At 35.1% G+C, this 14,268-nt stretch carries 11 protein-coding genes and 1 pseudogene; 6 read left to right on the top strand and 6 right to left on the bottom strand.

The window, feature by feature from the left end:
- Nucleotides 1–69: 69 nt before the first annotated feature.
- The gene (locus tag ACOZIR_RS17785) at nucleotides 70–1,566 is read right to left on the bottom strand and encodes a class I adenylate-forming enzyme family protein (protein ID WP_045289860.1); all 1,497 of its coding nucleotides are present in this window, start codon (nucleotides 1,564–1,566) and stop codon (nucleotides 70–72) included.
- Nucleotides 1,567–2,006: 440 nt separating this feature from the next.
- On the opposite strand from ACOZIR_RS17785, the pseudogene cax reads away from it, so the two are divergent.
- The 6 genes and pseudogenes from cax to ACOZIR_RS17755 all read left to right on the top strand — a co-directional run bounded on the left by cax (nucleotide 2,007) and on the right by ACOZIR_RS17755 (nucleotide 9,233).
- Nucleotides 2,007–3,051, top strand: a pseudogene (cax, locus tag ACOZIR_RS17780) (calcium/proton exchanger).
- 396 nt (nucleotides 3,052–3,447) lie between these two features.
- Complete coding sequence (locus tag ACOZIR_RS17775; protein WP_340141428.1) at nucleotides 3,448–3,705, top strand: hypothetical protein; 258 nt, start codon at nucleotides 3,448–3,450, stop codon at nucleotides 3,703–3,705.
- A gap of 492 nt (nucleotides 3,706–4,197) precedes the next feature.
- A complete protein-coding gene (locus tag ACOZIR_RS17770) occupies nucleotides 4,198–5,091 on the top strand; it encodes an AraC family transcriptional regulator (RefSeq protein WP_340141429.1) in 894 nt (297 codons plus the stop codon).
- Nucleotides 5,092–5,383: 292 nt separating this feature from the next.
- Nucleotides 5,384–6,886 carry a spore germination protein gene (locus ACOZIR_RS17765; protein WP_421535725.1) on the top strand — a complete coding sequence of 501 codons (1,503 nt, stop codon included), beginning with the start codon at nucleotides 5,384–5,386 and terminating at the stop codon, nucleotides 6,884–6,886.
- A gap of 30 nt (nucleotides 6,887–6,916) precedes the next feature.
- Nucleotides 6,917–8,110 carry a Ger(x)C family spore germination protein gene (locus tag ACOZIR_RS17760; RefSeq protein ID WP_045289868.1) on the top strand — a complete coding sequence of 398 codons (1,194 nt, stop codon included), beginning with the start codon at nucleotides 6,917–6,919 and terminating at the stop codon, nucleotides 8,108–8,110.
- Nucleotides 8,111–8,129: 19 nt separating this feature from the next.
- The gene (locus tag ACOZIR_RS17755; protein ID WP_340141431.1) at nucleotides 8,130–9,233 is read left to right on the top strand and encodes a GerAB/ArcD/ProY family transporter; all 1,104 of its coding nucleotides are present in this window, start codon (nucleotides 8,130–8,132) and stop codon (nucleotides 9,231–9,233) included.
- A 926-nt stretch (nucleotides 9,234–10,159) separates the two neighbouring features.
- Here ACOZIR_RS17755 and ACOZIR_RS17750 read toward each other — a convergent pair.
- The 5 genes from ACOZIR_RS17750 to ACOZIR_RS17730 all read right to left on the bottom strand — a co-directional run bounded on the left by ACOZIR_RS17750 (nucleotide 10,160) and on the right by ACOZIR_RS17730 (nucleotide 13,950).
- Nucleotides 10,160–10,282, bottom strand: coding sequence for a hypothetical protein (locus ACOZIR_RS17750; RefSeq protein WP_272946304.1), 123 nt, complete (start codon nucleotides 10,280–10,282; stop codon nucleotides 10,160–10,162).
- Between the two features lie 315 nt (nucleotides 10,283–10,597).
- A complete protein-coding gene (locus ACOZIR_RS17745) occupies nucleotides 10,598–11,143 on the bottom strand; it encodes a polysaccharide deacetylase family protein (protein ID WP_272946305.1) in 546 nt (181 codons plus the stop codon).
- An 86-nt stretch (nucleotides 11,144–11,229) separates the two neighbouring features.
- Complete coding sequence (locus tag ACOZIR_RS17740; RefSeq protein WP_045289872.1) at nucleotides 11,230–11,463, bottom strand: hypothetical protein; 234 nt, start codon at nucleotides 11,461–11,463, stop codon at nucleotides 11,230–11,232.
- A gap of 683 nt (nucleotides 11,464–12,146) precedes the next feature.
- Complete coding sequence (locus ACOZIR_RS17735) at nucleotides 12,147–12,938, bottom strand: phosphotransferase (RefSeq protein WP_045289874.1); 792 nt, start codon at nucleotides 12,936–12,938, stop codon at nucleotides 12,147–12,149.
- A 235-nt stretch (nucleotides 12,939–13,173) separates the two neighbouring features.
- Nucleotides 13,174–13,950: an SDR family oxidoreductase gene (locus tag ACOZIR_RS17730; RefSeq protein ID WP_310878981.1), complete on the bottom strand. Its 777-nt coding sequence runs from the start codon at nucleotides 13,948–13,950 to the stop codon at nucleotides 13,174–13,176.
- Nucleotides 13,951–14,268: the final 318 nt, after the last annotated feature.

Genomic DNA, 14,268 nt, shown 5'->3' with positions numbered 1-14,268 from the left:
TTAAAATGATATTACTTCTATTAAATCATAAAAGCGCGGGCTGAATTCAGTCCGCGCTTTTAACACTCTTCATTTTAGTTCTCTTTTTAATACTTTACCGAGCTGATTTTTAGGAAGTTGATCAATAAAATAAACTTCTGGAACTTTGTAACTTGCCAATCGTTCTCTACAATAGTTTAGAATATCTTCTTTTGTTAAAGAAGAATGAGGATCCTTTACTACATAAGCTTTAGGTTTTTCTCCATAAACAGGATCTTCTACTCCTACCACAGCAGCTTCTATAACAGTATCCATTTGCTCAATTACTTCTTCGACCTGATCGGGATAGATATTATCGCCGCCATATACGATAACATCTTTATAGCGTCCCATAATATATAAAAAGCCGTCTTGATCTATCTTTCCAGCGTCCCCCATATAGAACCAACCGTCTCGTAGCACTTTGTCAGTCGCCTCTTGATTATGCCAATAGCCTTTAAAACAGTAGGGGCTTTTTATAATGATTTCTCCAACTTCCCCTGTTTTTACTTCTTGTCCTGACTCAGGATCAATAATTTTTACTTCTACACCGGAAAGAGGCTTACCCGCCGATTCAATTTTTTCATTTCCCATATCCGGTGTCCATACACTCACTGTCCATGCTTCTGTACTTCCATACCCTTGCATCATTCTAATGCCTAACTTTTCATACTCTTTAATAAGATAAGCAGGAACTTTTGCTCCTCCTGCAATAGCAACCTTTAGTGAAGAGCTCTTTGAATCCGCATTTTTCACTATTTCAAGCATTTGCATATACATAGAAGGAAACGCTAGCATCATCGTGATCTTATGAGTTTCAATCGTTTCCCAAATGATTTCGGGTGTAGGATCTGACAACAGAAATAACCCCATTCCGTTGGAAACAGACTTCAAAATATTATTAATAGAACTCATATGATAAAAAGGATGCGAGGCAAGAAATCGACCATCTTCTTCATAGTCTATTCGTTGACTCGATGGTTGTATATAAGAATACACATGACCATGCTCAATCATACAGCCTTTTGCATTGCCAGTTGTTCCAGAAGTAAAAAGAAGCATCGCAATGTCATCTTGAGAGACCTTTATATTTGGATTTAGTATAGAATACGCAGAAAAAATTTCATTATATTCTTCAGTTGTCTCCACACTATTTTTTCTTCCTACTTGTAAAGTAATAACGTCATTTAATAGTTCAGAATCAAAAGGAATAGCCTCATGAAATTTTTGGTCGTAGAAAATAACTTTAGGTTGTGCACTGTCTAAAATATCGATAATCTCATACTTCGTCAGCTGCCAGCTAATCGGAACCGCTACGGCTCCGATTCTTAATGCGGCTAGCAGAATCGTAGGAAACGGATGATTGTTTTGACAGAGAATTGCAATTCGATCCCCTTTTTTAATGTTATGGCTTAACAGGTAATGAGCGAGTTGATTGACACGTTCATTATATTCTTTAAATGTATGGAAAGATGTACTCCAAATTAAAGCCTCTTTTTCAGCAGATTGTGCAGCCCTTTGCTCTAATAGTTCTCCAAGTGTATACATGATAGCTCTCTCCTTTAATGATAATGACCAGTTTGAATCATATTTAAATGGTGCTTTATTCTAATTACTTTTAAATCTATAAACTACATTACCCGCAATTGACGTTAACGTAAACGTTAATTGTGGGTGTTTGAAAAACCCATATCTTTTTACCATGTAAAAGAGACATATTAGTTATTTAGAACAGACTATTCAATATACTTTGCAGCTTATGCTGAGGAGTTCATAGCGTTTGATCTTGTATGATTCTTTTCTTTTTTAACTTTGGCCCCCTTTGTATCAGCTATTACATATGTTCTCTTTCTATGCGTCGAGTTAATTGCTAGTTGCACTCTCCATGTGAATAACAAAAATCTTAAGAGTTATATTAATAAAAACGCTAAGATAATATAGAACTTCTCTTCTTGCTATAGGATCTATAAATGACCATGGAGGAAAATATGAACAAAGTCTTTTTCATTTTTATGATTATTGGTGTGCATCTTCCAATTATTGGCAGCATTTTTAATTGGAATTATATTTTCATGTTTTTTATTTATTGCGTGACGTTAATTAGTTTGGCTAATTACATTAGGCGTTCCACTGAAAGCCTTAGCGTTGTAGTAGGTCCAACAGCAGGCGGATTACTTAATGCTACGTTTGGCAACGCTGCGGAAATTATTATTTCATTTTTTGCATTAAGTAAAGGATTAAATAAAATCGTCATTTCCTCAATTACGGGAGCAGTTCTTGTTAATCTTCTTTTTGCCAGTGGAATATCCATGATTGTTGGAGGAATTCGGTTTAAAAAGCAAAAATTTAGTGTGTTTAAAACATGACATAATACCTCCCTATTAATGTTTGCTATTATCGTAACTTTTGTATTGCCATTTATCTTTGCAAAACGCTTGGATGATAAAGATATGCAGGTTCTATCCACTTCTTTTGCTATTGTGATGCTGACTATTTACCTGCTTGCTCTTCTTTTTAAACTTGTCACACATAAAGGGATTTTCACTGGAAACACAGAAGAAAATGGAGAAGAACCAGAATGGGGAAAAAAGAAAGCAGTCGTTGTGCTTGGGCTGGCCACAATTGTACTAGCTTATATTAGTGAAAAACTTGTTGGCACCATTGAGCCAGTAGGTGATGCTTTAGGCTGGAGTCACGTTTTTATTGGAATTATTGTTGTGGCCATAGTGGGAAGTGCTGCAGAGTACGTGTCAGCAATTGCAATGGCCTACAATAATAGAATGGACGTAATGGTGGAGATTTCCATTGGTTCAACCGTCCAAACGGCCATGTTTGTTGCTCCTATACTCGTTTCTGTTCTCATACTTGTACGATTTCTTGCCCCTTGTGTTTAATACAGCGGAAATGATTGCGATGATCCTTGCCGCTCTCATGACGGTGACCGTTGTGAACGACGGTGATTCCAACTGGTTCGAAGGTGTTTTACTTGTTGGTACCTACATTGCAATAGGCTTCAGTTTTTACCTTTTATAAAATTACTATCGAAACAAAGCGGAAGTTTTTAAACATAATCAAAGTTTTGCTACATCAATGATGTATAAACGAGCCCTTCATAAGCAAGAGCTCGTTTTTTACGTGTGTTTTGTCTAAATAGAAGTATTTAAAGTATACTAAACACTTCTATTTATTAAATTGTTTTTCACTTTTTCGTCCAAGATCCTTCCGTATTAATATTTTTTCATCCAGAAAATTTTCTATCTTTTCCCCTTCCCTTCCATTTGCGGTTTTATTTTCATTTATAAAGTCGTCACTGCTACTTTTCGTTTTATACTTCCCTCGACCTGCTAAAATCAGAATCTTTCGTATCGAGCATTTAAAAATAAGTGGGTAGGTCTACCACTTTATCCGCCTAGCATAACGGTAGACTTATTGCATGACGGTCAAGCTACAGTTTACGCATCATGGAATGGATCAACAGAAACAGTCGCTTGGCAGGTACTGGCGGGACCAACACCTTTTAAATTAGCAGTAGTGGTATTTACTGCCCCTCGTACTGGATTTGAAACAGATATTCATGCTGAGACAGCTGGTCCCTATTTTCAAGTGAAAGCATTAGACTCCTGCGGGAACGTCATTGGTACATCACCGACTACTTACGTGAAAATAAGACGAAATAGACGAAAGTGAGCATTAATAATCCTCTATTCGATTTTTAAAAATGTTCTTATACTGGATTCCCCCTACTTAGCAAGCCTAAGGTGGGGGAATCTTTAATTCTTGAAGAATATATTTAAAGCATATTGTAAATTGTATTCATAATTAGTACCAGAATTCCCTTTTTCAAATAATAAGCTTCTGATGAAAAAGGCAATAAAATTTACAATTCAGCGTTCTTAAGCATTTTTTGAGGTTAGATAAGATAATTCACTAAGTAACTTTTGATTTATAGTTTCATAATAATTAAGTGGACTTCCTCATAAAATCAATTCAAACTTTACCTTTAACTATGTATCAATATTATTAATTTACATAAAAAAAATTCACTATCTACACCCCTATAAAACTATACATCTCGAGGCGTATATTACAAAAACATCCTCATCTAAATGAATATAGCAAAAAATGTTAAGAACAAAGATTTGTTTGCTGTTATAGTGAACGTAAGGTGGGTGAATGTAAATGAATTATGTAACTTGTATACAGAGAACGCTAGATTACATTGAGGAAAATTTGGAGACACAAATTACTTTAGAGAAATTAGCAGAAATCGCTTGTTTTTCTCCTTTTCATTATCACCGTGTCTTCCAGGCCATGGTGGGAGAATCTGTGATGGATTACGTGAGAAAACGAAGACTTACACGCGCAGCAGAACGCTTATTTTTCACAGATGAAAAAGTCATTAATATCGCACTTGATGTTGGTTTCCACTATCAAGAATCATTTAACAGAGCGTTCAAAAAATTTTATGATGTTTCACCGAAACAATACCGTAACGCAAGGAGAATATCTGGACCGCTGCGGGGAAAAGCCTACCTAACTACCACACTTTTGTCAGGAGGAAATAAGATGGAACCAAGACTAGTCACTAAACCTGCTTTTTATGTCATTGGATATGAGCTAAAAACGAAGAACGAGGGTGGCCAGAATAACAAAGACATTCCTGAATTTTGGCAACAGTACATGCAAAATAGATTAGGCTCTAAAATCCCCAATCCCCTAAACGAAAACGCGGAGCTTGGCATTTGCACTGATTTTAATCCTGAAACGGGTGAATTTGTTTATGTAATTGGCATGGAAGTAGAGGAAGGCACTCCAGCGCCTGAAGGAACAGTTTACAGAAGCTTCCCTGAACTAGAATATGCTGTATTTACTACACCAAAATCAAATGAAGAATCTTTTACTTCTTCCATTCAGTCCACGTGGAATTATGTTTTTACAGAATGGTTCCCTGAATCAGGTTATGAGCACTACGGATCAATGGAATTTGAACTGTATGATAAAAGATGCTATGGTTCAGAAAATAAAGAGATCGACATCTACATTCCTGTAAAAAAACAGGCTGTTAAGGCATAAAAGAGAAAAGCATTCCAAGTAGAAATTCACTTATAATGTTGAAAATACTCCTATACAAAAGCCTAATCTCTAATCAATTAAATTTAAGAGAGGGCTTTTTATTCTTTTGCATTTGGAATTTTAGAATCAATCAATATGAATATTCACTTCATTTTTAATTATCGTAATGTACGATACCGGCTATAAAAACATCTTATATATTTTCCTCACGTACATATTTTTTACATTTTATAGGAATGATAACGTTACTCGTTGTATAACAAATATTCACTCATATAAAAGGTGGTAAAACGTGCGACAAAGATATCTTCTGAAAAGCCCTAACAAAGAAAAGACAACAGCTTGTTCAGCAACTCCCTTATATGATGATGTAAATAAAAATATAGAGAGACTATTGAACGAATTAGGAAATAGTTCTGATGTATCGTTTCGAATGGTTGAGTCTCCGTATCAAAATACGTTAAAAGCAGCCGTTATTCACCTTGACGGATTAGCAGATGAAAACATTATAAATGAGAATATCATGACTCCTCTTATTCAGTGGTTTAAAGAAAGTAATCAAGTAGTAACCGTCGAAAAGATAGAAGAACAAATACCTCAAATATTGACTGTATCTCAATTGACTATAAAAGAAAATTGGCATGAATTTGTGTCGGCAGTTTTAACTGGTGATACGGTCATACTAATGAATGGAAGTTCTAAAATTTTCACTGGCAATACAAAAAAACTTCAGTCCCGCGCAGTAACAGAACCAACCAGTCAAACTGTTGTTAGAGGACCTAAAGATAGTTTCACAGAGAATTTAAGGACTAATACCTCTTTAATACGAGCTAGAATTCAGGATTCTAATTTACGTTTAGACAGCATGAAAATTGGAAGCGTAACTCACACAGATATAGGGATCATGTATATTCAAGGAAATGCAGATGAACGTATTGTAGAGGAAATCAAAGAACGTTTAAAAGAGATTAAGGTAGATGGGGTCCTCGAGTCGAACTATATTGAGGAATTTATCCGGGATGATAGGACAACTATTTTTCCACTTCTATTAAATACGGAACGACCTGATGCCGTTGTAGGAAATTTATTAGAGGGCCGAATTGCTATTATTGTACAAGGAACACCTTTTGTATTAATTGCGCCCGCTATTTTTTCTCAATTTTTTCAGTCTCCCGAAGATTATTATCAAAATTATTACATTTCTTCCTTTTTAAGGATCTTGAGATTTAGTTCTTTTTTTCTTTCTATGTATGCGTCCGCTATCTATTTAGCATTGATTACGCATCATCAGGGACTCATTCCAAACACATTAATGGTCAGCTTAATGGCTCAAAGAGAAAGAGTTCCTTTTCCAGCAATTGTAGAAATGTTAGTGATGGAACTAGCTTTTGAGATGTTGCGAGAGGCAGGAATCCGAATGCCTAGAGCAATCGGACCAGCAGTTTCAATCGTAGGAGCACTGATTTTAGGTCAAGCAGCTGTAGAAGCAGGTTTTGTATCAGCTGCTGTTGTGATCATTGTTGCTATTTCTGCCATCAGCAATTTTACACTGCCATCTACTAGCATTGTCAATGCGGCCCGTGGTTTTCGATTTATCCTGATTATAGTTTCAGCATTTATTGGCTTATATGGAATTTTGCTTATGACCTTATGTATATGTCTTCATATAAGTAGTCTAAGATCTTTCGGTATTCCCTATTTTTCTCCTTTTGCTCCCTTTGATTTTAAAGAGCAAAAGGATGCGTTAGCTCGATTCTCTTTACCATCTCTTTTAAGAAAACAACAAAATAAATAGAAACCACATAAAGATGAATGAGGATAAAAAATGAAAAGTTACCTTTCACTTTTATGGATCACTGCCCTTTGTTTATGCGTTTCAGGGTGTTCGAATTATCGAGAATTGAACCAAATAGGAGTCATCATAGGATTGGGAATTGATGAGAATAAAAATTCGGAAGAACCCTATAAAGTAACCTATCAGATTATTAACCCAAGTGGTTTGTCACAAGGCAGTTCGTCGGGAGGACAAGGTCTTCCTGTCATTAATTACACAGTAACTGCCAAAACGTTAGTGGAAGCATTAAAAAAAGCCTCTGTCGTCATTCCAAGAGAACATATTACTTCTCATCTTTCGCTTATCGTTGTAGGTGAAAAGTTAGCAAGAAATGACCTTAGCTTATTATTTGATGCCTTGGATCGAGGCAAGCAAGCCCGTACAAGTATTCCAGTTTTTATTGCACGTGATGGAACTGCTGAGAAATTGCTCGGTGTAATTGAACCTTTCGAGGTTACTCCAGTCAAAAGTATCCTAAGTACAACCCAGAACAATCAAAAAATGTACGGAATAGTTAGTAATGTACAAGCATATGAAGTTATTTCTATGCTTTTGAGTGAGGGAAAAGATCTATCTCTTCCTGGAATCACCATTAACAAGCCCTCTCAGAAGGCAGAAGAAGCAGGCAATTTAGACAATACCAGCCCAAGTGCTATGCAGGTAAACGGATTAGCCATGTTTAGAAAAGGAAAATTAGTTCGATGGCTAGATGGCGATGAGGCTCGATCTGTTCAACTTATTACGTCTGAAGTGAAAAGCACAGCCCTTGTTTTCCCTTGTAATATAAATGGGAATATCACAGTTACAGCGACTGGAATAAAAGGCCAAATAAAAACAGCAATCCGCCGTGGACAACCTTTCATTCATACAGACTTGAACATAATGGGAGAAATTACGGAAATATCATGCCAAAAAGATTTAAGCAACCCTAAGGTATTAAAAGAGTTGGAAAAAGAAGTCCAAAAGGAAATACAAAAGGAAATTACAAAAACTATTCACATCGCACAAAAAGAAAAGGCAGATATATTTGGCTTTGGTGATAGCTTGTCTCGAACTAACCCCAGTTATTGGCGCCAGCATAAACAGAATTGGGAGAATCTATTTTCAAGCGCTAAGATATCCACGAATGTGAACGTCAGTATTGTAAATACCGGAATGCGGACAAATCCTTATGAGGTAAATTAAATGAGGAGCTGAAAAAGCATTGACTAAAATAAAAATCGATGGGTTTCAACTATTTTGTATGATGTTTATCTTTATATTAGGCAGTACGTTACTTTTAGATATCGGAAAGGCTGCTAAGCAAGATGCATGGATAGTCCCCCTTTTAGCTACTATTTTTGGATGTGTACTGTATTTAGTGTATATCTCCTTATACAAGAGATACCCTAACATTCCTTTGACCGGCTATCTCATTAAAATCTGGGGTAAATATGTAGGCAGTGCTATCAGCTTTTGTTATATTATATATTTTGTTTATATTGCTTCCAGAGTACTGCGTGATTTTGAAGAATTACTAATTAGCTCTTCTTACTATGTTACATCAATTATTACGCTGGGCATATGCATGACCTTTGTGTTAATTTATAGTATTCACTTAGGAATAGAAGCATTCGCACGAGTTACATGCCTATGTTTTGTTGTTATTTTACTGACTCTTTTTATATTAAATGTTTTGTATGTAGTGGGAGGCTATATCAAAGTGGAGAACCTTCAACCTGTATTAGCAAATGGATGGGGAAACATAGGGAAAGAGTTAGTCCCTCTTGGTATTACTGTTCCTTTCGGGGAATTGATTACCTTCACTATGATTCTTCCTTATTTGAATAAAAAAAGTCAGGCTGCAATAATTGGGTTATCCGCCATTATATCAGGAGGAATTGTCTTAACCATTAACTCGATTATTCTTTTGTGTGTACTCGGACCAGAGACTGTTTTAAGATCCTCTTTCCCGGCTCTTACAGCTGTGAGTTACATTAACATAGCTAGTTTTATTCAAAGGTTGGATACCTTTATTCTTATTCTTATGGTCATTTTAGGTTTTGTTAAGATAACCATCTATTTCTTTTGTGCAGTGATTGGCGCGGCTGATTTGTTTCGAATGAAATCTTCTGTTACAAACATTTATTTAATTGGCGGTGTCATTTTTTTCTCCTCACTGATGATTGCTCCTAGTTACCAAGCTCATATAAATGAAGGACTCAAAATTGTTCCTTATTTACTACACCTCCCTTTTCATATAGCAATTCCTATTCTATTGCTGATTACAGCATATATAAAACAAAAAATAAAGCCTGCCCTTTCATGACAAGGGAGGCTATTATTTTTTAAAAACAGGAAAAATGCTAACAGTAAGGAATATCAAAGCAAATAAAATAACTAAAAAATAATCTTCCCCACGGGCAATTACAAAATATTGTTTTAGGTTATAAAACGATTGAAACATATAGTTTCCCTGAAAAACGTCGATGAATACAATAAGAACATAAGCCCCCAGCAAAATGCATAAGGATGGAATTATTTTAGCCATTATATCAGCCTCACCTTTTTCTTTTAAATTGCGGTAAATAATATAAAAATATACAAGGCGTCTATGAGATTTAATAATATTTATTAAATGATGAAAAATAATTGATTTTCTGCAAAGCAATCTGTTATAAAAATTTAATGCAACAAGAATTGTGGACAATGAGCTCTAAGGAGCTTTGTTCACCCTAACTCACACTTCTATTTTTGTGAATTCTTAATAAATAGTATGAGCCTAGAAAAAGTAATCCCACATTTGTATAAACATAAAAGATAGATCCATACCAAACATTCTTTTGAGCCAATGAATCAAAAACATAATGAAAAGAGTGGTATAGCGCTACATAGATTAAACAAAGATTCCAGAAAATATTTTCTTCTCTAGAATAAATCTCTCTTAGTAATAAAAGAATGATCCACCAAAACACAAGTATGGATGATGTACTGAGTAAGTTAATTGGATAAGTCTTATAGTAAAAGAAATACGCGCTGCTATAAAATAAAAGCAGCGATAATACGAACATGAATAATGGTTTTCTAGAGTGTTTATTAGTAATAAAAAAGTATAAGCCAACTAAAACGGCAATAAAAAAGTAAAAACAATTAAACAGATTTCCCATCTTAAACCTCAAAATCTTTATAATTTAATACTATGATATTTAAATTTCTAATAAATTATTTTATGTATTGGGTCAAAAACACGGCACTTTATGCTTCCTTCCCTCTTTTATATGTATAATACTCAAAAACAGCAATCCCAAAGGAAACTCCAATAGCAGTTGGAAATGCTGTTAAAAGATTAAAATTAGAAGTAAACAGAATATTAATCATTAAGTTTCCTCCAAAGAAGATTAAAAAATATACAAAGAATTTCAAAATAACTTTTTTCAAGAACTACCCTACTTTCATAGATTTCGTTTAAATTGACTGCTGATTCAATCAACACAGATTTTAAAAATTACGAAATTATAAATATAACCAATATATGATTATATTACCATAAATTTTTACTGGTCATAAAAAAAACCTCTTTAAAAATAGAGGTTCTTTTTTTATAACAGACAAGATATTTAGTTACTGTAATAACAAGAATTAAAGTTTCATTTGCAAGCTTTAATAAAGATAATCCTCTAATCCTCTTACTACCTATAGCTTCTCTACCAATTCATCAACATGGACACAAGTGAATCCTTTTGTTTGCACTGTTTTTAATACATCTCTTAACGCATTAATTGTGTTTCTTGGAGCTTCAGATTCCGCCCCGAGCGTATCTCCGCAGTCGTGCAGCAAAATGACGTCTCCGCCTTTTATGTTCGCTAGACGTTGTTTAATCTTTTCGCTTCCGCCAGAGGTTCGCCAATCTTCCGCCATGATTGACCATAGAATAATCTTATATTTACCTCTTCTAATAAAATCGAAAAGGTTGAGCATTCCCCAAGGCGGGCGATAATAAATAGGTGTGACTCCAGCGATAGATTTAATCACCTTGGCTGTATTTTTAAGTCCATTTCTAACTTTCCAAGGCGACATAAACCAGTTGGAGTGATGTACGTAGTTATGAATTCCGATTAAGTGCCCTTCATTGTGCATGCGCTGAATCAGTTCAGGGTACTTTTTTGCTTTAGTACCGACCACAAAAAAGGTTGCCTTCACCTCGTTTTTCTTCAATAGTTCTTCATGAGAAAAAAACACCTCCAAGTGACTGCTCGGTAATCCATACCTAGTTATCAGCTTGAAAGTGTTTTTTATTTATATAAAATCAGAGCCTGTCCAAATTATTAACAATTGCGTTTTCTTAATCTGCGAACGCTGATACTTTCTAAACTAGTCGTATTTCTATTACCTGAATTATCTTCCCATACTAAAAATCCGCCTTCTGCTCGAATAAACGTACCATTTCCATCAAGTTGTCTTCCAGCAGAAAAAACTTGAATTTTATCTCCTCTTCGAAAATTATCTACTATAGAGCGAGATTGAGATGTACGACGATCTCCACTACGACGTCCTGGCATAACTTCACCTCCTTATACGTTTATAGTACATACTATGAAAAAAACGAAAATTGGCATAAGCAAAGCGCGTAAAATCACAAAAAATATTTTACCAATTTAAAATTTGGCATATCTGTCCATAGTATTTCTGCAATCTCTCTTACATTCATTCCTAGTGAGTATAATGCCTCTTTCTAGAGCACATATAAAAAGCTAGCCTTTAGTACGTAACGGTCGTTTTTGTTACCGCAATTCAAAACTACACTGAACCTCTTTCATCTCGTAACACTGTTGTTGCATTGATTTATTGACTATAAGATATGATTAAGGTGTCCGGTGTATATAGTCTAAAAAGTTGTATCTTTTAAACACAAAAAAAGAACCCTCCACAATAGGAGGGTTCAAACAGGGTAAGTAAGAAAAAGAAATATACATGCATGTTCCTGGGGGGCACTACGCTTGTATAATCAACTTATACCCGCTATTCACTGATTGAAACCGTTAAAAACATTTCAAATAAAAATTAATAGTTAATCTATTGAATACAATTATTTGTCTTTAAGCTATGTATAATACAGTCTTCATAAAGCCTTAAATTCTCTTTACTCGCCCACTTACGCTGAATATATTCAATAGCTTTGTCTTTGTACTCTACCTGTTCTCTAATATTAATAATTCGCATGACCAGGGCTCCTCTATTAAAATTAAATCCATTCTTTCCTATGTTCATAAATGAATTTGATATCGTTTTGATAATGCTCAAGATGCCCTTCGTCTATCATTTTTTGAAACGCAATATCACCATCATTGGCTTTTCTTGTGATTGTTTTACATAACCCCTCTAATCGCAGCAATACCATTTCTAAATAACCTTCCTGTAATTCTTCGCCATAAGATTCAAAAAATAATTTCACTCTTCGCTTTCTATGTTGAGCATGCTGTGATGAATTATAATGAATTTTCTCACCTGTTTCAGAAAGATAAAATCTACTCAAAGGGACGCACGTATAAAGAGTATAAGCGATGTCCCAAAGTCTTGGCCCAGGTGCTGCAACATCAAAATCAATAATTCCTGTTGGTCTCTCATCATTAAAAATAATGTTGTATATAGCAAAATCATTATGACATAGTATTTCAAATGGTTTAGGCGTGTTATCTATTGATTTCCAGCTGTCATCAAATAAAAAATCACTCACTGAATCATGATAAAGACGGAGCATTTTCCCTATTTCTATCAAAACATCATCGGACCACATATATTTCTTCAAGGGATAATTACCAGCTTCACCTTCAATAAATGACAAGACCTCTCTCCCTTTTTCGTCAATGCCTAAAAATTTTGGTGCATAACTAAACCCCTTGTTTTCTAAATGCTTTAATAGCTTATGAAATTTATGACTATCTGATTTTAATTCTCGTCGTACAGTATCTCCCGAGCGATAAACGTTAGAGACATTCCCTCCTGTTAGCACTTCTTCGTCCTCAAAGCCTGACATATAAATATTCCCCCTGAATATACCCGATTTGTCGTCAATAAGTGAAAGTGATAAAACATTCATCATAATAAGATACCTTATTTTACTACTGATTTAGAAAAGCCCGTACTTTTCCCTTCATGGCCCATTAATGTTACGTTACATTATAAAAAAGAATCTTCATTCGAAGATCCTTTTAACTGCTTGTTTCATACAAAAATTTCCTAAAAAAGTGGAAGACTACTGCTATGTTAAATCACCAAAAGCCTCCATCTGAGTGAATAATTTGTCCGGTAATCCATTCTGATTCTTCACTTGCCAAAAAGATAACTAATTTCGCGGCATCTCGGGGCTCACCAAGTCGACCCATTGGGAACTTTGGCAGTAACTCTTCCTTTAACTTACTGTTCATCCAGCCAGTGTTAGTTGGTCCAGGATCTACAGCATTAACAGTAATTTTAAGAGGTGCTAATTCAATAGCAACTGATTTAGTAAATGTAGAAACAGCCCCTTTTGTTGCAACATAAGCCAAATTTCCAGGCTCAGGTGACTTGTCTTGACCTGATACCATATTAATAATTCGACCGCCATGCTTACCTTCGATTAGACGTGCAAACTCAACAGTTAAAAGACATGTTCCTCTAACATTCACGTTATAATGAGCATCAAGCATATCAGCATCTATCGAACGAAAATCTACGTCCACAGAATGTGTTGCATTATTTACAAGGATTGATGGAGAACCCAGTTTGGTTTGAACTGTATCAAGCAGTTTTCTTGATGCATCGGGCTGTGATAAATCCAATTCCATCGATTCACATCGTACTCCCAGACTGCGTATCTCCTCAATCAGATGCTTCGACCAATTAAAATCATCCTCATTACAATAATCCATTAAACGATCATAATTTGACCAATGAGTAAAAAAAATATCTGCGCCTTCTCTAGCTAACTCCCTGCATATTTCAGTACCAATACCTTTTGCCCGACTAGCACCAGTCACAATCGCAATTTTATTTATTAATCGCTTCATAAAGCATCTCCTCATGGGAACGCTGAACAAAGGTATGCTCACCAATAGCACATGTGTTCAGCAATCCTATATATGTATATTAATCTATTGAGTTGGAATAAATGAAAAAATGTAAGTAAAGGTTAAAAGGTATTTTCTCCATAGTAATCATTCATTCTCGTTTTCACCTCACATGATTAGTCTTCCATACGTGCCTTCAACTTTCCTGCTCTATTCTAGTCAATACAGAACTTATTACAGGTAGTAAACTCTCGATCTCTAACAAGTTTATGCTTGTCCTCTTCCCTTGGTTTTGGTTATATTTCAATCTTTGGTAAA

It is taken from the genome of Priestia sp. D3YE.R1 (assembly GCF_049199565.1).
In the GTDB taxonomy this organism is placed as follows: Bacteria; Bacillota; Bacilli; order Bacillales; family Bacillaceae_H; genus Priestia; species Priestia aryabhattai.
The sequence above is the reverse complement of the archived record's forward strand: the minus strand, read 5'-3'. Positions and strand labels throughout refer to the sequence as shown.